The sequence below is a fragment of the Burkholderia sp. MSMB1459WGS genome, assembly GCF_001534535.1.
Lineage (GTDB): Bacteria > Pseudomonadota > Gammaproteobacteria > Burkholderiales > Burkholderiaceae > Burkholderia.
In genome coordinates, this window is the sequence record NZ_LPMU01000037.1 from 232,686 (window position 1) to 251,216 (window position 18,531).

General features: G+C 67.0%; 21 protein-coding genes. 11 read left to right on the plus strand and 10 right to left on the minus strand.

All coding sequences use genetic code 11. The features are described 5' to 3' along the window. Positions 1 to 238: 238 nt before the first annotated feature. Together rarD and WT97_RS15375 are read right to left on the minus strand one after the other, a co-directional pair. Positions 239 to 1,138, minus strand: a complete 900-nt coding sequence (gene rarD, locus WT97_RS15370) for an EamA family transporter RarD (protein WP_060032896.1) — start codon at positions 1,136 to 1,138, stop codon at positions 239 to 241. Between the two features lie 16 nt (positions 1,139 to 1,154). Next, positions 1,155 to 1,451, minus strand: coding sequence for an acylphosphatase (locus WT97_RS15375; protein WP_059499629.1), 297 nt, complete (start codon positions 1,449 to 1,451; stop codon positions 1,155 to 1,157). Positions 1,452 to 1,603: 152 nt separating this feature from the next. On the opposite strand from WT97_RS15375, the gene hpnA reads away from it, so the two are divergent. Together hpnA and WT97_RS15385 are read left to right on the plus strand one after the other, a co-directional pair. Next, positions 1,604 to 2,611, plus strand: a complete 1,008-nt coding sequence (gene hpnA / locus WT97_RS15380; RefSeq protein ID WP_060032893.1) for a hopanoid-associated sugar epimerase — start codon at positions 1,604 to 1,606, stop codon at positions 2,609 to 2,611. Between the two features lie 108 nt (positions 2,612 to 2,719). Continuing rightward, on the plus strand, positions 2,720 to 4,087 hold the full coding sequence (locus WT97_RS15385; protein ID WP_060032891.1) for a hypothetical protein: 1,368 nt from the start codon (positions 2,720 to 2,722) through the stop codon (positions 4,085 to 4,087). A 120-nt stretch (positions 4,088 to 4,207) separates the two neighbouring features. On the opposite strand, the gene WT97_RS15390 is transcribed toward WT97_RS15385, so the two are convergent. Further along, entirely contained in the window at positions 4,208 to 5,395 is a 1,188-nt protein-coding gene (locus tag WT97_RS15390) for a glycosyltransferase (protein ID WP_060032888.1), read from the minus strand. Positions 5,396 to 5,796: 401 nt separating this feature from the next. Here WT97_RS15390 and ispH point away from each other — a divergent pair, with 401 nt between their 5' ends. Next, positions 5,797 to 6,738: a 4-hydroxy-3-methylbut-2-enyl diphosphate reductase gene (gene ispH, locus WT97_RS15395; RefSeq protein WP_034205903.1), complete on the plus strand. Its 942-nt coding sequence runs from the start codon at positions 5,797 to 5,799 to the stop codon at positions 6,736 to 6,738. Between the two features lie 12 nt (positions 6,739 to 6,750). Next, on the plus strand, positions 6,751 to 7,911 hold the full coding sequence (hpnH, locus tag WT97_RS15400) for an adenosyl-hopene transferase HpnH (RefSeq protein WP_006480287.1): 1,161 nt from the start codon (positions 6,751 to 6,753) through the stop codon (positions 7,909 to 7,911). A gap of 151 nt (positions 7,912 to 8,062) precedes the next feature. Here hpnH and WT97_RS15405 read toward each other — a convergent pair whose 3' ends face one another. The 4 genes from WT97_RS15405 to WT97_RS34080 form a co-directional block, all read right to left on the minus strand. Continuing rightward, complete coding sequence (locus WT97_RS15405; protein ID WP_006485063.1) at positions 8,063 to 8,323, minus strand: hypothetical protein; 261 nt, start codon at positions 8,321 to 8,323, stop codon at positions 8,063 to 8,065. A 170-nt stretch (positions 8,324 to 8,493) separates the two neighbouring features. After that, the gene (locus tag WT97_RS15410; protein WP_060032885.1) at positions 8,494 to 8,973 is read right to left on the minus strand and encodes a hypothetical protein; all 480 of its coding nucleotides are present in this window, start codon (positions 8,971 to 8,973) and stop codon (positions 8,494 to 8,496) included. Between the two features lie 223 nt (positions 8,974 to 9,196). Further along, entirely contained in the window at positions 9,197 to 9,574 is a 378-nt protein-coding gene (locus WT97_RS15415) for a hypothetical protein (protein WP_059499531.1), read from the minus strand. A 52-nt stretch (positions 9,575 to 9,626) separates the two neighbouring features. Beyond that, entirely contained in the window at positions 9,627 to 9,941 is a 315-nt protein-coding gene (locus tag WT97_RS34080) for a hypothetical protein (RefSeq protein ID WP_156440256.1), read from the minus strand. Between the two features lie 119 nt (positions 9,942 to 10,060). Here WT97_RS34080 and WT97_RS15420 point away from each other — a divergent pair, with 119 nt between their 5' ends. Together WT97_RS15420 and WT97_RS15425 are read left to right on the plus strand one after the other, a co-directional pair. After that, a complete protein-coding gene (locus tag WT97_RS15420; protein WP_060032882.1) occupies positions 10,061 to 10,414 on the plus strand; it encodes a DOPA 4,5-dioxygenase family protein in 354 nt (117 codons plus the stop codon). 154 nt (positions 10,415 to 10,568) lie between these two features. Beyond that, positions 10,569 to 11,003, plus strand: coding sequence for a nuclear transport factor 2 family protein (locus tag WT97_RS15425; protein ID WP_060032879.1), 435 nt, complete (start codon positions 10,569 to 10,571; stop codon positions 11,001 to 11,003). Positions 11,004 to 11,048: 45 nt separating this feature from the next. On the opposite strand, the gene WT97_RS15430 is transcribed toward WT97_RS15425, so the two are convergent. The 3 genes from WT97_RS15430 to WT97_RS15440 all read right to left on the minus strand — a co-directional run bounded on the left by WT97_RS15430 (position 11,049) and on the right by WT97_RS15440 (position 14,175). Further along, positions 11,049 to 11,669 carry a hemolysin III family protein gene (locus tag WT97_RS15430; RefSeq protein WP_059499534.1) on the minus strand — a complete coding sequence of 207 codons (621 nt, stop codon included), beginning with the start codon at positions 11,667 to 11,669 and terminating at the stop codon, positions 11,049 to 11,051. Positions 11,670 to 11,877: 208 nt separating this feature from the next. Next, a complete protein-coding gene (locus tag WT97_RS15435) occupies positions 11,878 to 12,084 on the minus strand; it encodes a YbdD/YjiX family protein (RefSeq protein ID WP_011881067.1) in 207 nt (68 codons plus the stop codon). 12 nt (positions 12,085 to 12,096) lie between these two features. Beyond that, entirely contained in the window at positions 12,097 to 14,175 is a 2,079-nt protein-coding gene (locus WT97_RS15440; protein WP_060032875.1) for a carbon starvation CstA family protein, read from the minus strand. 412 nt (positions 14,176 to 14,587) lie between these two features. Here WT97_RS15440 and WT97_RS34085 point away from each other — a divergent pair, with 412 nt between their 5' ends. From WT97_RS34085 to WT97_RS15465, 5 genes are all read left to right on the plus strand, one after another. Then, complete coding sequence (locus tag WT97_RS34085) at positions 14,588 to 15,319, plus strand: lysozyme inhibitor LprI family protein (RefSeq protein WP_156440257.1); 732 nt, start codon at positions 14,588 to 14,590, stop codon at positions 15,317 to 15,319. Between the two features lie 275 nt (positions 15,320 to 15,594). Then, entirely contained in the window at positions 15,595 to 16,404 is an 810-nt protein-coding gene (gene dapF / locus WT97_RS15450; protein WP_060032869.1) for a diaminopimelate epimerase, read from the plus strand. Further along, a complete protein-coding gene (locus WT97_RS15455) occupies positions 16,401 to 17,288 on the plus strand; it encodes an RNA polymerase sigma-70 factor (protein ID WP_060032865.1) in 888 nt (295 codons plus the stop codon). Before dapF ends, WT97_RS15455 begins: the two co-directional genes overlap by 4 nt. 185 nt (positions 17,289 to 17,473) lie before the next feature. After that, positions 17,474 to 17,953 carry a carboxymuconolactone decarboxylase family protein gene (locus tag WT97_RS15460; RefSeq protein ID WP_059499538.1) on the plus strand — a complete coding sequence of 160 codons (480 nt, stop codon included), beginning with the start codon at positions 17,474 to 17,476 and terminating at the stop codon, positions 17,951 to 17,953. Between the two features lie 63 nt (positions 17,954 to 18,016). Then, positions 18,017 to 18,421 (plus strand): cupin domain-containing protein, encoded by a 405-nt coding sequence (locus WT97_RS15465; RefSeq protein WP_059499539.1) that lies wholly within the window; start codon positions 18,017 to 18,019, stop codon positions 18,419 to 18,421. The last annotated feature ends 110 nt before the right edge of the window (positions 18,422 to 18,531 follow it).

The following is an 18,531-nucleotide window of genomic DNA, read 5'->3' on the forward strand; positions in this document are numbered from 1 at the left end:
CAGTTTAATGACCGATCGGGGGAGACCCTAAGTAACAAAATGCAACCGAATCTTCTCTTCGATTACAAGCGCGCGCGTTGCGCGGCGAAGCAGGCAGCATCGCCAGATTCGCGTCAGCGAGGCGCCAGTTGACGGTCAGTATCGACGGATTCGGCAGGGAAACGAGCGCTTTTCGATGGTCGACGATGCACGCGATGCCCGGCACGTTCCGCACGGCCGGCACATCGCGACGATGCGGTTAGCCGCACGCGGGCAGGCGCCGCATCAGCATCGCGCTGTGCCACGCGGTCAGCGCGACGGCGACCCAGATCGGCCCGTACGTCGCGAGCTGCGCGACGCTGAGCGTCTCGCCGAGCAGCAGCAGCGACACCACGACGAGCAGCACGGGCTCGACGTAGCCGAGAATGCCGAACAGCGCCATCGGCAGCATCCGGCTCGCCTTCAGATAGCTCGCGAGCGCGAGCGTGCTGAGGATGCCGAGCCCCGGCAGCAACGCGGCCCACAGCAGCGGATGGCCGTCGACGCGCGTCGCGCTCGTCGCGACCATCGCCAGCGCGATCGGGCACAGCAACACGATCTCGATCGCGAAGGCGGCCAGCGAATCGGCGTTGATGCGCCGGCGCAGCACGAAATACGGCGGATAGCCGAGCGCGACGACCAGCGTCGGCCACGCGAACGCGCGCGTCGCCCACACCTCGTGCGCGACGCCGAGCGCCGCGCACGCGACCGCCGCCCATTGCAGCGGGTCGAGCCGTTCGTGATAGTAGAAGCGGCCGACGAGCACCATCGTCAGCGGCAGCAGGAAATAGCCGAGCGACACTTCGAGCATGCGGCCGTGCAGCGGCGCCCACAGGAACAGCCACAGCTGCACGCCGAGCAGCGCCGCGCTCGCCGGCAGCGCGATCAGCAAGCGCCAGTCGCGCGCACCGCGCCGCGCAAGCTCGACGAGCGCCGGCCAGCGGCCGCGCAGCGCGAGCAGCGCGAGCGCGCCCGGCGCGGTCCACACCACGCGCCACGCGAAGATGTCGAGCCCCGTGAGCGGCGCGAGCAGTTTCGCGTAAACCGACATCAACGCGAACAGCGTCGACGCCATCACCGACAGCGTGAGGCCGCGCCCGGCTTCCGGATACCCCGTCACGATCGTGCCGTGCCGCTTACTGCTGCTGAAAGCGCTCGAAGCGCCGCTCGGTCGGGCGTTCCTCGAACGTCACCTCGGTCACGCGCGCGGCGGGCGGCCCGTGACGCAGCCATGCGAGCATCCGGTCGATCTGCGCGCCGGGCCCCTGGATCATCGCCTCGACGGTGCCGTCCTCGAGATTCGCGACCCAGCCGCGCAGCTTCAGCGCATGCGCCTCGCGCACCGTCGCATGACGAAAGCCGACGCCCTGCACGACGCCGCGCACCCGCACGTAGTAGGTCTCGATCCGTTCGTCCAGTTCATTGCGGCTCATCGCGTCGCCCTCCCGTTGCATTCAAGCCCGGCATTGTAGTCGCGTCGGCCGCTTCGCACACGCGCCGGCCGGGCGTCGCCGCGCACGCCGACCACGTACAATCTCGCCGATGCCCAACCGCCGCGCCGCGCGCGCGGCCCTGAAGGAAACGCATGACTGATACTTCCCGCGATCTCGTTCTCGTCACCGGCGCGTCCGGTTTCGTCGGCTCGGCCGTCGCGCGCATCGCGCAGCAGAAAGGCTATGCGGTGCGCGTGCTCGTGCGCCCGACCAGCCCGCGCACGAACGTCGCGGATCTCGATGCCGAGATCGTCACCGGCGACATGCGCGACGAGGCGTCGATGCGCGCCGCGCTGCGCGGCGTGCGCTACCTGCTGCACGTGGCGGCCGACTACCGGCTGTGGGCGCCCGACCCCGACGAGATCGAGCGCGCGAACCTCGAAGGCGCGGTCGCGACGATGCGCGCCGCCCGCGCGGAAGGCGTCGAGCGGATCGTCTACACGAGCAGCGTCGCGACGCTGAAGGTGACGAGCGCCGGCGACCCGTCCGACGAGAACCGGCCGCTCACGGCCGAGCAAGCGATCGGCGTCTACAAGCGCAGCAAGGTGCTCGCGGAGCGCGCGGTCGAGCGGATGATCGCCGACGAAGGGCTGCCCGCCGTGATCGTCAATCCGTCGACGCCGATCGGCCCGCGCGACATCAAGCCGACGCCGACCGGCCGCATCATCGTCGAGGCCGCGCTCGGCAAGATTCCCGCGTTCGTCGACACGGGGCTGAACCTCGTGCACGTCGACGACGTCGCGCACGGCCATTTCCTCGCGCTCGAGCGCGGCCGGATCGGCGAGCGCTACATCCTCGGCGGCGAGAACCTGCCGCTGCAGCAGATGCTCGCGGACATCGCGCAGATGACGGGCCGCAAGGCGCCGACGATCGCGCTGCCGCGCTGGCCGCTGTACCCGCTCGCGGTCGGCGCCGAAGCGGTCGCGAAGTTCACGAAGAAGGAGCCGTTCGTCACCGTGGACGGGCTGCGGATGTCGAAGAACAAGATGTATTTCACGTCCGCGAAGGCCGAGCGCGAGCTCGGCTACCGTGCGCGCCCGTACCGCGAGGGGCTGCGCGATGCGCTGGACTGGTTCGGCTCGGCGGGCTACCTGAAGTAACACAAAGCGGCGCATCTCGCGCCGCTTCGCGCACTTTGTTACACGTCGCGCGCGGACCGGTATCGGCGCAGCGGTTAAAATCGCGGGTCTTACGCAGAGAAGACACGCATGAACCTGAACGATCAGATCGCTTCGCTCGCCACGGGCGTCGATCAGCTCCTCCACGATCACCACGCCGCCCAGCAGGCGGCCCGCAGCGCGGAAGCCTTCGCGCGCGCCGCGGCGGCGGAAGCCCGGGCCGCGGCCGAGCGTCACGCGGCGGCGGAAGCCGAAGCGCAGGCCGCCGCGCAGCGCCACACGGCCGCTGCCGCCGATGCCGAAGCCGCGCAGCGGCGCCACGCCGACGCCACCGCCGCCGCCGAAGCGGCCGCCCAACGTCATACGGATGCAGCCGCGCAAGCCGAAGCCGCTTCCCAGCGCCATGCGGAAGCCACCGCGCTGACCGAGGCGCTCGCGCAACGTCACGCGGATGCCGAAGCCGCGTCGCAGCGCCACGCGGCCGCGATCGCCGAAGCCGAGGCCGCCGCGCAGCGTCATCACGCCGCCGCGACCGAAGCCGAAGCGGCCGCGCAACGCCATGCCGCGGCGACCGCCGAAGCCGAAGCCGCCGCACAACGCCACGCGGCCGCGATCGCCGAGGCCGAGGCGCTCGCTCAGCGTCACACGCAGGCGCTCGCCGACACGCAGGCGGCCGCCCAGCGTCACGCCGAAGCCACCGCCGAGGCCGAAGCCATCACGCGGCGTCACGCCGAAGCGATCGCCCAGGCCGAAGCCGCCGCGCAACGCCACGCCGAAGCCACCGCCGAAGCCGAAGCCATTACGCGGCGTCATACCGAAGCGATCGCCCAGGCCGAAGCGGCCGCGCAGCACCACGCGAAGGCTGTCGCCGACGCCGAAGCGCTGGTCGAGGCCGTCGTCAAGGAAGCCGCGACGAGTGCGGTTACCGCCTCGGCCGCGACAGCCGACGTCGTCGAGCCGGCAGCGGCGGCGCAAGCGCCCGTAAACGAGGCCGCGCCAGCGGTGACCGAAGCGGCCGAAACGGTCGAAGCGGTCGAAGCAGCCGCCGCCCCGGCCGATACCGAGACCGCACCGGTCCCGGCAGCACAAGCCGAAATCGCGGTTGAAGCCGGCACCGCTGCCGCGCCGGCCGACAAGGCGACGCTGCACGTCGCGCGCCCGTCCCAGAATGAACTCACGCTGACCATCAACGGCGAATCGATCACGCTGCATCCGGAGCAACTGGGCCAGTTGATCGAGGAACTCGCGCACGCGCGCGCGTCGATGCAGCCGGAGCCGCCGCCCGGCATTCCGGCCGGCTGGCGTTTCGTGACGACGAAGAACCCGATGATGGCCGTGCAGAAGCAGTCGAACGGCGACCGCCTGCTGGTCGCCCGCCATACGGGCTACGGCTGGGTGCCGTTCACGTTCTCGCCGGACGTCGTGATCCAGATGTACATGATGCTGACGCAGCGGTAAGCGCGCGCGTCGGCCTGAAACCGGCCGGAAAGCAAACAGCCCGAATCGGCTTGCGTCGATCCGGGCTGTGTGTTTTCAGCGTTCCGGTTTATCGGGACGGCCGGTATCCGCCGTTGATGGTCAGCGCTCCACCGGCGCCTGCACGCGCGCCTTCCACTGGCCGCCCTTGCCGCGCCAGTAACGCCACGCGGACGCGAACGTCGCGCCGACGTAGAACAGCGCGACGAGCGGCAGCGCGGGCGCCCACAGCGGCGAGCGACGGTAGTAGCGCAGCATCGGCGCATACGCGGCGCACATCGACGCCCACGCGAGCCACGCCGGCCACGCGCGCGCGCCGTAGGCGAGCGCGGCGACGGGCGGCACCAGGTAGATGATCGTCATCCCGAGCAGCGTGCCTGCCAGCAGCAGCGGCGAATAGTGAAGTTGCGTGAACGCGGTGCGCGCGATCATGTTCCAGATGTCGCGCCAGCTGTCGTACGGGCGCAGAGACACGCTGCGATCGGCGAGATCGAGCCGGATCGGATGGCGGCCGCTGCCGCGATGCTTGATCTGCGCGGCGAGGCTGCAGTCGTCGATCAGCGCGCCGCGAATCGATTCGATGCCGCCCGCTTCCTCGAGCGCCGTGCGCTTCACGAGCATGCAGCCGCCGGCCGCGCCGGCCGTCCGGTTGCGCGGGTCGTTGATCCACGAGAACGGGTACAGCTTCGCGAAGAAGAACACGAACGCCGGGATCAGCGCCTTTTCCCAGAACGAGTCGCAGCGCAGCCGCACCATCAGCGACACGAGATCGCGATTCTCGGCCTGTGCGCGCGTGACGAGCTGCGCGACGGCGTCGGGCGGATGGCCGATGTCGGCATCCGTCAGCAGCAGGTAGTCGGCCGGCAGGCCGAGCGTCTGCACCGCCGTGATCCCCTGCGACTGCGCCCACACCTTGCCCGACCAGCCGGCCGGCAGCGGCTTCGCGCTCAGCACCGTCAGCCGGTCGGCGCGGTTGATCGCAAGCGCGGCCGCGCGGGCCGCATCGGCGGTGCCGTCGTCGCTGTGGTCGTCGACGATGATCAGATGGAACTCGCCCGGATAATCCTGCTCGAGCAGCGAAGTCGCCGCACGGGCGATCACGTCGGCTTCGTTGCGCGCCGGCACGACCGCCACGACGGCCGGCCAGCCGGCTTCGGCCGCGGCGCCGCGGGCGTCGGGCGGCAGCGGCCGCGCGGGCTGCGCGCGCCAGAAGCCGCCGCGCGCGACGAGCAGCACGATCCAGATCACCAGCGACAGGCCGGACACCAGGAAAGCGATCGCCAGCATCATCGGCCTGCCTCCCGCCGGGCGACGGCTTCGACGGCACGAATAAGGGTCGGAAACGAAACATCCAAACCCGCACGGGCGGACGGGCAATACGCGTAAGAATCGACGGTCATCGAATGGCCTTGAAATGAGCGCGATGGCGGGCAGCCGGAGCGGCCGACCGCGAAACCGCGCAGTTTACCGGGTTCCGCGCGCGCCAGCGCCGACGCAGCTCTCCCGCAATTGCAACGGTTCGACACGGCACCGAAGCAAGGACGGCGCGATAGGGTTAAAATGCGCGATTAATTCGGGGTTCCGGGGCCTGGCCGGCCGGTTCGTTCCTGCCTTCATAACATCAAGCCGGGGCGAGCAAGCGTGTGCCAGCGCCTCGAACCCCGGCGTCTGTCGTCGGAGTTCGCTCACTTATGCGAGTCATCCTTGCCCAGCCCCGCGGCTTCTGTGCGGGGGTTGTCCGTGCGATCGAGATCGTCGATCGCGCGCTGCAACAGCACGGTGCGCCGGTCTATGTGCGTCACGAGATCGTGCATAACCGGCATGTCGTCGAAAATCTGCGTAATAAAGGGGCACGATTCGTTGAGGAACTCGACGAGGTGCCGCACGGCGCCGTCGCGATCTTCAGCGCGCACGGTGTCGCCCAGACGGTCGAGCACGACGCGCAAGCGCGCGGGCTCGACGTGCTCGACGCGACCTGCCCGCTTGTCACGAAAGTGCACGTGCAGGGCCGCCAGTACGTCGCGGCGGGCCGCCGGCTGATCCTGATCGGCCACGCGGGCCACCCGGAAGTCGAGGGTACGATCGGCCAGATTCCGGCCGAGGTGATCCTCGTGCAGAGCGAAGCCGAAGTCGATACGCTGACGCTGCCCGTCGATACGCCGGTCGCGTACATCACGCAGACCACGCTGTCGGTCGACGACACGCGCGGCATCATCGAAGCGCTGCAGCGCCGGTTCACCGACCTCGTCGGCCCGGACACGCGCGACATCTGCTATGCCACGCAGAATCGCCAGGCCGCCGTGCGCGAGCTGAGCGAACAGGTCGACGTGCTGCTCGTCGTCGGTGCGACGAACAGCTCGAACTCGAACCGCCTGCGCGAGATCGGCACCGAAAGCGGCGTGCCGAGCTATCTCGTCGCCGACGGCTCGGAAGTGAAGCCCGAATGGTTCGCGGGCGTGCAGACGGTCGGCCTGACCGCCGGTGCGTCGGCGCCCGAGGAAATGGTCGAGGATGTAATCGGCGCGCTGCGCGCGCTGGGGCCCGTCGATGTCGCGACGATGGCGGGCCGTGAAGAAAAAGTCGAATTCAAGTTGCCGGCGAAGCTCACGCAAGCTGTCGCCCGCGAAGTTTAAGGAGGACATCCCTTGTCTATTCCGCTGCTCCAGCAAGTCCGTGTCGGCGCCTACATCGTGCGCCAGCACCTGTCCGGCAACAAACGCTATCCGCTCGCGCTGATGCTCGAGCCGCTGTTCCGCTGCAACCTCGCGTGCAACGGCTGCGGCAAGATCGACTATCCGGATCCGATCCTGAACCAGCGTCTTTCGGTCGAGGAATGCCTGCAGGCCGTCGACGAGTGCGGCGCGCCCGTCGTGTCGATCGCCGGCGGCGAGCCGCTGCTCCACAAGGAGATGCCGGAAATCGTCAAGGGCATCATGAAGCGCAAGAAGTTCGTGTACCTGTGCACGAACGCGCTCCTGATGGAAAAGAAGATGGACGACTACCAGCCGAGCCCGTATTTCGTCTGGTCGGTCCACCTCGACGGCGACAAGGACATGCACGACCATTCCGTGTCGCAGGAAGGCGTGTACGACAAGGCGGTCGCGGCGATCAAGGAAGCGAAGCGCCGCGGCTTCCGCGTGAACATCAACTGCACGCTGTTCAACGATGCGATCCCCGAGCGCGTCGCGAAGTTCTTCGACACGCTGGGCCCGATCGGCGTCGACGGCATCACCGTGTCGCCGGGCTATGCATACGAGCGCGCGCCGGATCAGCAGCACTTCCTGAACCGCGACAAGACGAAGAACCTGTTCCGCGAAATCCTGAAGCGCGGCGAAGGCGGCAAGCGCTGGTCGTTCAGCCAGTCGTCGCTGTTCCTCGACTTCCTGGCCGGCAACCAGACGTACAAGTGCACGCCGTGGGGCAACCCGGCGCGTACGGTGTTCGGCTGGCAGAAGCCGTGCTATCTGGTCGGCGAAGGTTACGTGAAGACCTTCAAGGAACTGATGGAAACGACCGAGTGGGACAACTACGGCGTCGGCAACTACGAGAAGTGCGCGGACTGCATGGTCCACTGCGGCTTCGAGGCCACGGCCGTGATGGACACGATCTCCAACCCGCTGAAGGCGCTGCGCGTGAGCCGCAAGGGCATCAAGACCGACGGCCCGTTCGCACCGGACATCTCGATCGCGAAGCAGCGTCCGGCCGAGTACGTGTTCTCGCGCCATGTCGAGATCAAGCTCGAGGAAATCCAGCGCGCCGGCAAGGGCAAGCTGCAGAAGCCGGCGAAGTCGGCGACGGCCGCTTAAGCGCGTTGCGCCGTGCGAAGGTTCGCGCCTTCGCAGCGGCCACGCATCGAAAAGCGCCACGGAGTTCGCTCCGTGGCGCTTTTTGTTTTGGCGGGCGCCGAGTCACGCATTGCGCTTGCGCGCCTGCGCGCAGAAGCGCGCCGTCGATTGCCTAGCTTCGCGACTCCGCCGCGGCGATCAGTTGCCAGGCGGTCGGCCCCGGATCGAGCAGCGGGTCGGACGGCGGATCGAGATCGTGCGGATGCGCTTCCTCGGACGGCAACGTCTGCGCTTTCGCAATACCGATTTCGTCGCCGCACACGGTGCATCGATAGATGCCCGCCACCGTCACCTTGCTGCCCGGCGGCAGGTTCTCGCTGAATGCGCGGCCACTTCCGCACGTGAAGTAGCCGCCGCTCCTGTATAGCGCCATCGCTCCTCCCTGACTGAAACGAATACGTTCGCGTCGACACGCACGTTCGTCGTCAACGCGAGGATGAATCGTCGTCGCCCGGCTCGCCGGGGTTCCAGTCATGTCATTAGACGGCACGCGGCCGCGCGATGAAATGAGACGCGTATGAAACACGGCCCGCGGGCCGCCACTCAATGCAGAACGGCCGGCGCCCGCATCTTCGCCGCGGCCTGCGCGACCAGCCCCGGCTGTTCGGCTGAAGCGAAAGTGCAGACATGACGCCACAGCTCCGCCAGCCGATGGCGCGTGAGCGTCGCGACGCATGCGTCGTTCGCCGCGAGCACACGTTCGAGCACCGCGCATTCGTCGTCGTGCAACGTCCAGGCACCGCTTTGCGCAGCGCGCGCCACGCTCGCGTCCAGCACGCGCTCCGCGTCGACGCACAGGTCGATGGTCGCGTCGGGCGAGACCGCATCGTCGAGCGCGAGGAACACCAGATACACGCTCGTGCGCAGCCGCATCAGCAACGCTTCGCTACCGTGCTCGCCGCGCAGCGCGACCAGCGCCATATGGCATTTCAGCGAGATGTCGCGTGCATGCGCGGGCGGCAGCGGCAGCAGCCATTCGCGCGTCAACGGCGAATGGCGACGGCCTTTCCGGGCAGCCTTCATGATTCGCCCTCGCTCGCGGATGCGCCGCCCTCCGCCGACCCGGGCCACACACTGCGGCACACGACAGCGCTGCGGCCCGCGTCGCGCAGGGTGTTCGCCCGATGTCGCATGCCGTGCACATCGGCGCGCCGTCGCGTCGCGCACGCTTGCGGCAGCCTGCGTATCGCCGACACACGCAACACGCCGCACCATCGGTCGGAGCATGCCATATTCGTCTCCTGCGTCAAAACGTGTTCTCGCCCTTCAGGTAGTACGCGGTTTTCACGAAGAACGCCTTCACCGGATGGCCGCTCTGCGCGTCGCGGGCCGCCCGCGCTTCCATCGCGGCCTTTTCGTCGCGCCACCGGTCGGGCATCGGGTTGTTCACGCGCTCGAGCGCCCGCTGCATCGCGAGCGGGTAGTTCTGGTTGCCGGCCGCCGTCGCGCGATAGCCGGCACGCGTCATCTGCATCAGTTGCACATCGGTTTCGGCACGCGCCGCCGACCAAGTCAACGGCGCGGCATGCGGCGTGTCGCCGGCACCGATCGACTGCGCGAAGCCGACGGCCGGCAGCGCAGCGAGTGCGCAGGAAAGAACGGCAACGGGAACGAGGGATCGCATAGTGGCCTCCAGATGGTTGTCCCCGCATCGATCCATCATCGATGCGTTGAAATCATCGTATGTCGGGGCGCATGTCGCTTGAATAGCCGAATCCGAAATTGTTATTTTCAGCCACGCATTCGGCGTACGAACGGCGCCGCTCGCGAATCCCGTCGAAATGGAATTTCTTTATTTCATTCAACGATCTGATCGGATTTTTATCGGCGATTCGACGGGTGCTCATTCCGCTCTTTCGATTTCGGAAATGACGTGTTGCCTGTGCGATTCCGGTCGCTGTGCCCGCCCACAAGGCGTCGGCGTGATATCGCGCATGCGGATACTGCCGAGACGACCTCATCGGATCAGCCGATTCTTCGATATAGGACAAATCATCTGCATCGGCTTGCCGGATTGAGACACGACGCAATCGGCGAGGACGCGCGATAATCACGCATCGGCCGTTTCGCACGGCATCTCTGGCATTCCCCTTTTTAATCGAGTCTCTCCATGGCCGCCTTCGACACTACCGCCATCGACAGCTGGCACGCGCACGTCTATTTCGATGCGGCGAGCCGCGACGCGGCTTGGGCATTTCGCCAGGTCGTCGACGCGCGGTTCGGCACGACCATCGAACTCGGGCGCTTTCACGAACGCCTCGTCGGCCCGCATCCGGCCTGGTCGTACCAGATCGCGTTCGGCGCCGCGCGATTCGACGACATCGTGCCGTGGCTCGTGCTGAATCACGGCGCGCTCGACATCTTCCTGCATCCGAATACCGGCGACGATCTGCGCGACCATCGCGATTGCGCGGTGTGGATCGGCAAGTCGCATGAGCTGAACCTCGGCGCGCTGGGCGGCTGAGGGCCTCCGGACCGAGAGGTCTGCGGAGCGAGGGGCTCGCAGGCCGCACGATCGTGTCCGGCACATGCAGCATCCACGTTTCGGCCCACGCTGAAACGTCCGGCGGCAGGGCGTCGATACAGTGGTTCCGTTATCCACGCTTGCCGCCATCGCCATGACCCTCGCAGACCATACCGATGCGCACCGCATTCATCAGAACTGGCACGCCGCCGTCGTCGCACACGATCTCGACGCGTTGATGTCGCTCTACGCGGACGACGCGATACTCGAAACACCGCTGATCGTCGTCGCGCTGCCCGGCCACGGCTCCGGCATGCTGCACGGCAAGCCGGCGATCGGCGAATTCTTCGCGGCCGGCCTGCGTAATCTGGGAAACCGGCTCGGACGCTGGTACCGCACCGGCGTGTTCTTTTCGAACGGACGGCAACTGACGTGGGAATATCCGCGCGAAACGCCGGAAGGCGATCAGGTCGATCTCGTCGAGGTGATGGATCTGCGCGACGGGCTGATCGCTCATCATCGCGTCTACTGGGGATGGGTCGGGTTCAACGTGCTGCGCGGCGCAGCATCGACGGCCGAGCGCGCATGACCGCCATCGCGCCGAAGCGCTCGTCCATGCGGCACGGCGCGCCGCTCACGCGACATACATTGCGACACTGACGAACTGGCACAGGCTGCCGGCCAGCACGAACAGATGCCAGATGCCGTGCCCGTGGCGAATGCGTTCGTCGTTGATGAAGAAGTAGATCCCCGCGCTGTAGATCACGCCGCCAGCCACGAGCCATGCGGTGCCGATCGGGGGCAGCGCATGGATCAGCGGCCGCACGGCGACGAGCGCGAGCCAGCCCATCAGCACGTACAGGATCATCGACAGCAGGCGCGTGCGGCGCCCGAGCGTGAGTTCCTGCACGATGCCGAACACGGCGAGCCCCCAGCTCACGCCGAACAGCGACCAGCCCCACGGGCCGCGCAGCGTGACCAGCGTAAACGGCGTGTAGCTGCCGGCGATCAGCAGGTAGATCGCCGAATGATCGCATTTCTGCAAGATCGCCTTCAGGCGCGGGTTGCGCACGCTGTGATACGCCGTCGAGATCGCGTAGAGCAGGATCAGCATCGCGCCGTACACGCTGAAACTCACCACCTTGTACGGATCGCCTTCGAGCGCGCCCATCGTCACGAGCGCGACGAGACCTGCCACCGACAGCACCGCGCCGACGAGATGGGAAATGCTGTTGAAACGCTCACCGACATGCACGACGTGTTCTCCTGCGGTCCATCGGGAAAAGAAGGAGCCCTCATGATACTGGCGGCTGGATGCCGCCGCGCTGCGGCCGGGCAAACGGCGCGCGGGCGCCGTGCGATGCGCGCCGCCGGCCCGCCAAAGAAAAAGCGCCGCGATAGCCATCGCGGCGCTTTCCGTTTCGATACCGAACCGATTCGTCAGTGCATTGCAACGGCCCGGTTCAGCAACACTTCCCTGCTCCCGACCCGTACCGCGCATTCTGACGCTCGCGGAAGAATTCCTCGTACGTCATCGGCTCGCGGTCCGGGTGGGTGTCGCGCATGTGCGCGACGTAGGTATCGTAGTCGGGCAGGCCGACCATCAGCCGCAACGCCTGCCCGAGGTAACGCCCCGCACTGCGCAGGTCGCTGCCGAGATCGGTGAACATCGCGGCCTCCCATCAACGTCCGCTGCCGAGCGCCTGCGCGGCCGGCATCGCTTCGTACGGCGTCTCGCGCACGGTCGGCTTCGACTCGCGGCGCGCGCGCAGCACGGCGATCAGCCCGTACACCGCGATGCTGAGCACGACGAAGATGAACAGCCCGGCCAGCGCCGCATCGATGTAGTCGTTGAAGATGATGCGCTTCATCTGCGCGATCGACTTCGCCGGCGCGAGCACCTTGCCTTCGTCCACCGCGGCCTGCAGCTTCGCGGCGTGCGCGAGGAAGCTGACCTTCGGGTTCGCGTCGAAAATCTTCTGCCAGCCGGCCGTCAGCGTGCAGATCAGCAGCCACACGGTCGGCACGATCGTCACCCACGCATAGCGCTCGCGCTTCATCTTGAACAGCACGACGGTGCCGAGCACCAGCGCGATCGCGGCGAGCATCTGGTTCGAGATGCCGAACAGCGGCCACAGCGTGTTGATGCCGCCGAGCGGATCGACCACGCCCTGGTACAGGAAGTAGCCCCACGCGGCCACGCACAGCGCGGTGGCGACGAGGTTCGCGGGCAACGACTCGGTGCGCTTGAGCGCCGGGTGGAACGTGCCGAGCAGATCCTGCAGCATGAAGCGGCCCGCGCGCGTGCCCGCATCGACGGCCGTCAGGATGAACAGCGCCTCGAACAGGATCGCGAAGTGATACCAGAACGCCATCATCGCCTCGCCGCCGATCACCTGGTGCAGGATGTGCGCCATGCCGACGGCCAGCGTCGGCGCGCCGCCCGCGCGCGCGATGATCGTCGTTTCGCCGACGGCCTTCGCGGTCTGCGTGAGCATGTCGGGCGTCAGCACGAAGCCCCATTGCGTGACGGTGTTCGCGACGGCTTCCGGCGTCGAGCCGAGCACGGCGGCCGGTGCGTTCATCGCGAAGTAGATGCCCGGCTCGATCACGCACGCGGCCACCAGCGCCATGATCGCGACGAACGATTCCATCAGCATCGCGCCGTAGCCGATGAAGCGCGCGTTGGTTTCGTTGTCGATCAGCTTCGGCGTCGTGCCCGACGAGATCAGCGCGTGGAAGCCCGATACCGCGCCACACGCGATCGTGATGAACAGGAACGGGAACAGATTGCCCGACCACACCGGGCCCGTGCCGTCGACGAACTTCGTCAGCGCGGGCATCTTCAGTTCCGGTGCGACGACGAGGATGCCGATCGCGAGGCCGAGGATCGTGCCGATCTTCAGGAACGTCGACAGATAGTCGCGCGGCGCGAGCAGCAGCCACACCGGCAGCACCGACGCGACGAAGCCGTAGCCGATCAGGATCCACGTGAGCTGCGTGCCGCTGAACGTGAACCACGCGGCAAGCGCCGGCGAGTCGTGCACGGTCTGGCCGAACGCGATCGACGCCATCAGCAGCACGAAGCCGATGATCGATACTTCGCCGATGCGGCCCGGGCGGATGTAGCGCGTATAGACGCCCATGAACAGCGCGATTGGAATCGTCGCGGCGACGGTGAACGTGCCCCACGGCGAATTGGTCAGCGCCTTCACGACGATCAGCGCGAGCACCGCGAGGATGATCACCATGATCAGGAACGCGCCGAACAGCGCGATCACGCCGGGCACCGTGCCGAGCTCCATCTTGACGAGGTCGCCGAGCGAACGGCCGTCGCGGCGCGTCGAGATGAACAGCACGATGAAGTCCTGCACCGCGCCGGCGAACACGACGCCGGCCAGGATCCACAGCATGCCGGGCGTGTAGCCCATCTGCGCGGCGAGCACGGGGCCGACCAGCGGCCCGGCGCCGGCGATCGCGGCGAAGTGATGGCCGAACAGCACGTACTTGTTGGTCGGCACGTAGTCGAGGCCGTCGTTGTACTTGACCGCCGGCGTCATCCGCAGCCCGTCGAGCTGCATGACCTTGCTGGCGATGAAACGGCTGTAGAAGCGATACGCGATCAGATACACGCAGACTGCGGCGATCACGATCCAGAGGGCACTGACGCGCTCGCCGTGTGCAAGCGCGATCGTGCCGAATGCGAACGCGCCGAGCAGCGCGACCGCGATCCAGAGCAGGGTACTGGAAGCCCGATTCATGGCGTCTCCTGGTCTCCAATGTGTTTTTGAGTGGATGCGGCGAGGGGCCGAACCCGCGTGACGTCGATGCGTCGTGCCGCGGCCTCGCAGAGACCGCGGCGATGGGCCGTAGTATTCCGCGCGACGGGGGCCCCTTACAAGCGGATAACTACGTATGAGGATCTACGTAGAATTACGTAGATGCGCGCGAAGCATTCGGGAAGCGTCGGTTTGCATGGACGCGTGCCTTGCCAGCGACGTTCACAAACGTTCATGTTTTCGTCGAAACGATCAGTCCGTCTCGGCGAATCCCGCGAGGGCGGCGCACGCGCAAGGACCGGTGCCGGGCGCACGATACTTTGAAAGTCCCGCTCACGCGACTTAAGATCGTGGCGCTTGGTGCCGCACTTTTTTCAACCTTCGATCATCGGTCATGCACTTCACTCGACTTGCCGTTACGACGCTCGCCGGTTTCTGTGCTCTTTTCTCTACGAACGCGCTGGCGGAGGGCACGCTGCATCTTGATGTCGAAGCAGCCCATGTGGACGAAAATTCACCGCGCGTGTCGCTGCTTGTGAAGGTCACGGATACTGACGCCAGCAAGGACAACTTCGGTCAGGTTACCGGAACGTCGCTTCCCCCGCCGGGTACTTGCATTGCGCGGTTCGACGGTGACGAACAGCACCGGGTGGGGCCGTGTGCCGCAGTGCACATCCGGGAAAACGGGAACCCTGTCAAGACGGTCAACGTGCGCGTTCTGGATACACACGGCGACCATAACTGGATGGTCTTGACGTGGAATTCCGAATTTGCGGTTCCACGTTCGCAGCGGTCGGTCAAAATGATCGTCGGCGTAGCCAACGGCTGGTATTCCAACAATCCGGAAGAAGCTTTCCCGTTCGGCAATTTCCCGTCATTCGATCCCGCACGTCCCCACGACTGGCTCTATCAACGGGCCGATCGGGCGCTCAACGATACCTACCGCCGCATTCTTTCCCGCTATGCAAAAAACAGCGATGAGGCTCAGGCTCGCGGTTTGCGCCTCTCGGAGCGGGTCTGGGTAGACCACAAGGAGGAGGAGTGTCGCGATGATGGCGAGCCCGAACGTTGCCGCTGGCTGGCGACTGAAGATCGGCTCGATATTCTCGAAGGCGACGACAAGTAGCCAATTCATCGTCACGCCAAGGCTTCCGCACGCGGCATGAGGCAAAACGGCGGGCATCGGATATGCCGGCCGCCAGCGCGAATCGAATGTATCCCGCGTCGCGGAACCGAGCGCGTGTCAAACCGGGTCGTCGATGCAACGACGTGACCGCCAATCGGGCAGCCCGCCGGACGTCGGGCGCATCGAATCTTCCGGCGCCGCGCCGTGCCCGAACGGCATTGATCGCGGCCCGCGCACCCCGTACAGTGTTCACCTGCCTCCATTCCGGAACCGCCATGCCGATCGGATTTCAGAAGATGAACGCGAATGGCGATGACTTCGTCATCGTCGACCTGCGCGGCCGGGAACACGATCCCGCGCAGCGCATTGATCGCGACCTCGTGCGGCGCATGGGCGATCGGCGTCGCGGCATCGGTTTCAACCAGCTCGCGGTGATCTCGGACGGCGACGACGCAGCCGCGCGCGTCGCATTCTGGAATCCCGACGGCTCGGCGCTCGATACCTGCGGCAGCGCGACGCGCGGCGTCGCATGGAAGCTGATGCGGGAAACCGGCGCGGCATCGGTCGTGCTGCGCACGAATCGCGGGCGCCTGCACTGTGCGCAGGAGGCGGACGGGCTGATCGCGGTCGAAATGGGCGCGCCCCGGCTCGGCTGGCAGGACGTGCCGCTCTCGGAAGCCGTCGACACGCTCGCGCTGCCGCTGCCCGGTGCGCCGGCCGCATGCAGCATGGGCAATCCGCACTGCACGTTCTTCGTCGACGACGTCGCCGCGCTCGACATCGAAGCGCTCGGCCCGCCGATCGAAGCCCATCCGCTGTTTCCGCTGAAGACCAACGTCCATTTCGTGCAGATCGTCAGCCGCACGCATATCCGTCTACGCATCTGGGAACGCGGCGGCGGCGTGCCGCTCGGCTCCGGCTCGTGTTCGTGCGGCGCGGTGGTCAACGGGATCCGGCGCGGGCTGCTCGACGACACCGTGCGAGTGACGTGCGACGGCGGCGACGTCACGGTTCGATGGGACGGCGCAGGCAGCGCGTTCCTGAGCGGGCCCGTGACGTTCGGGTTCGACGGAGTGTGGCTGTGACGCCCGACGACGCACGAACTTTCCACGCGCTGCGCCCACGCCTGCAGAAGATCGCGTACCGGATGCTCGGCTCCGTCGCGGACGCCGAGGACATCGTGCAGGACGTATGGCTGCGCTGGCACGACGCGGCGCGCGACAGCATCGAGAACGCCGAGGCATGGCTCGTCGCGGTCACGACGCGGACGTCGATCGATCGCCTGCGCGCGGCGAAGCTCCGGCGCGAGCACTACACGGGTATCTGGCTGCCCGAACCGGAACTCGGCGAATCGCCCGCGACGCCCGAGGAAATGGCGGAGCGCGCGAACGACGTGTCGGTGGCGTACCTGCTGTTGCTCGAACGGCTGACGCCGGAAGCGCGCGCGGCGTTCCTGCTGCATGAAATCTTCGAGTTCGACTACGACCGGATCGCCGAGGCGGTCGGCAAGACCGAAGCCGCGTGCCGGCAGCTCGTCAGCCGGGCCCGGGCGCGGCTGCGCGACGATACCCTGCCGCGGCATGCGGTGCCGCACGAAACGCATCGCCGGCTGCTGCAGACGTTCACGCAGGCGCTCGCGCAAGGCGACTTCCCGTCGATCCAGGCGCTGCTCGCCGAAGATGCGATGCTGATCGGCGACGGCGGCGGTCACGTCCAGAGCTTCCCGAAGCCGATGGTCGGCGGCCGGCGGATCGCTCAACTGTTCTATGCGACGTGGTTGCGCTGCGGCAGCGGTGTCGAGATGCGGCCGGTCGTGCTCAACAGCCAGTGGGCGCTGCTGCGCTTCATCGACGGACGACTCGAAGCGGCGATGTCGTTCGAGACCGACGGTACGCGCATCGGCCGGATTCTCGTGCAACGCAACCCCGACAAGCTCGCCCGAATCGCGGCTGCCTCCGCCGCCGGCTGACGCGTGCATCGCGCGCCGGCCGCGGCCACGGTCGAGCGCGGATTGGTGCAGCGCGCGCAACACGATGCGTCCCCGTGCGTGGCTACCGCGCACCGGCGCACACTCCTAAGATGATTTCGCGCGGCGCCCTGCCGCCCACGACACCCGCGCAGCGCGGGCCAGCCTCTTCGTCGCCAGGAGAAATCATGACGCAGCGTATCAACTACATTCAACAGTCGCCCGAGCTGTTCAGGACATTCCTCGAACTCAGCAACCAGCTGCGCAACAGCGCGATCGAGGAATCGATCCGGGATCTCGTGTCGCTCCGCGCATCCCAGATCAACGGCTGCGCGTTCTGCGTCGACATGCACGTGAAGGAAGCGCGCATCCACGGCGAGCGCGAACTGCGCCTGCACCATCTGGCGACGTGGCGCGAATCGACGCTCTTCTCGCCGCGCGAGCGGGCCGCGCTCGCATGGACCGAAGTGCTGACGAAACTGCCCGAGCACGGCGTGCCGGACGATCTCTACGATCGTGTGCGCGGCCAGCTCTCCGAAAAGGAATTGTCGGACCTGACGTTCGAAGTGATGGCGATCAACGGCTGGAACCGCGCGAACGTCGCGTTCCGGACCGTGCCGGGGTCGTCCGACAAGGCGTTCGGCCTCGACAAGGCGAATCTCGCTTAACGGCCTCCCGCCGCCCTCCTTCGCTGCCGGCCGTCGGCCGGCGGCCCACCGGAAGCCACCACCATGATTCGCATGAAACACGTGATCGCGTCCGCGCTCGTCGTCGCGGGCGCCGCGACCGGCGCCGTTCGCGCGGCGCCCTCGGCCATCGTCACGCCGCTGATGACGAAGCCGCTCGACGCGTACCCGGGCAAGGAAGCGCTGATGATCTCGGTCGAGTACCCGCCCGGCGCGGTCGATCCCGTCCACCGCCACCACGCCGACGCGTTCGTCTATGTGGTCGAGGGTTCGATCGTGATGCAGGTGAAGGGCGGCGAGCCCGTCACGCTGAAGCCGGGCGAGACCTTCTACGAGGGCCGGAACGACTTGCACACGGTCGGACGCAACGCGAGCCGGACCCGGCCCGCGAAGTTCATCGTGCTGCTGTTGAAGGACAAGGGCGCACCCGTGCTCGTGCCGGAAAAATAGCCGGCTCGCACGTCGCCCGCACCCTTTTCGAAAAAATGCGGCGGGCGGTGTCACAGGCGGCAACGCTGAAACGTCTAGTCGCATACGGACACCACGATTCCAGCGCCTCC

Coding starts and splice junctions, on each gene's coding strand:
- WT97_RS15435 (WP_011881067.1), bottom strand. CDS start 12,084: ATGTTCACCGATCTCGGCAGCGACCTGCGCAGTGCGGGGCGTTACCTC.
- ispH (WP_034205903.1), top strand. CDS start 5,797: ATGCGAGTCATCCTTGCCCAGCCCCGCGGCTTCTGTGCGGGGGTTGTC.
- WT97_RS15420 (WP_060032882.1), top strand. CDS start 10,061: ATGGCCGCCTTCGACACTACCGCCATCGACAGCTGGCACGCGCACGTC.
- WT97_RS15460 (WP_059499538.1), top strand. CDS start 17,474: ATGACGCAGCGTATCAACTACATTCAACAGTCGCCCGAGCTGTTCAGG.
- WT97_RS15390 (WP_060032888.1), bottom strand. CDS start 5,395: ATGATGCTGGCGATCGCTTTCCTGGTGTCCGGCCTGTCGCTGGTGATC.
- WT97_RS15415 (WP_059499531.1), bottom strand. CDS start 9,574: ATGCGATCCCTCGTTCCCGTTGCCGTTCTTTCCTGCGCACTCGCTGCG.
- WT97_RS15375 (WP_059499629.1), bottom strand. CDS start 1,451: ATGAGCCGCAATGAACTGGACGAACGGATCGAGACCTACTACGTGCGG.
- WT97_RS15410 (WP_060032885.1), bottom strand. CDS start 8,973: ATGAAGGCTGCCCGGAAAGGCCGTCGCCATTCGCCGTTGACGCGCGAA.
- WT97_RS15440 (WP_060032875.1), bottom strand. CDS start 14,175: ATGAATCGGGCTTCCAGTACCCTGCTCTGGATCGCGGTCGCGCTGCTC.
- WT97_RS15465 (WP_059499539.1), top strand. CDS start 18,017: ATGATTCGCATGAAACACGTGATCGCGTCCGCGCTCGTCGTCGCGGGC.
- WT97_RS15425 (WP_060032879.1), top strand. CDS start 10,569: ATGACCCTCGCAGACCATACCGATGCGCACCGCATTCATCAGAACTGG.
- WT97_RS15385 (WP_060032891.1), top strand. CDS start 2,720: ATGAACCTGAACGATCAGATCGCTTCGCTCGCCACGGGCGTCGATCAG.
- WT97_RS15405 (WP_006485063.1), bottom strand. CDS start 8,323: ATGGCGCTATACAGGAGCGGCGGCTACTTCACGTGCGGAAGTGGCCGC.
- dapF (WP_060032869.1), top strand. CDS start 15,595: ATGCCGATCGGATTTCAGAAGATGAACGCGAATGGCGATGACTTCGTC.
- hpnA (WP_060032893.1), top strand. CDS start 1,604: ATGACTGATACTTCCCGCGATCTCGTTCTCGTCACCGGCGCGTCCGGT.
- WT97_RS34085 (WP_156440257.1), top strand. CDS start 14,588: ATGCACTTCACTCGACTTGCCGTTACGACGCTCGCCGGTTTCTGTGCT.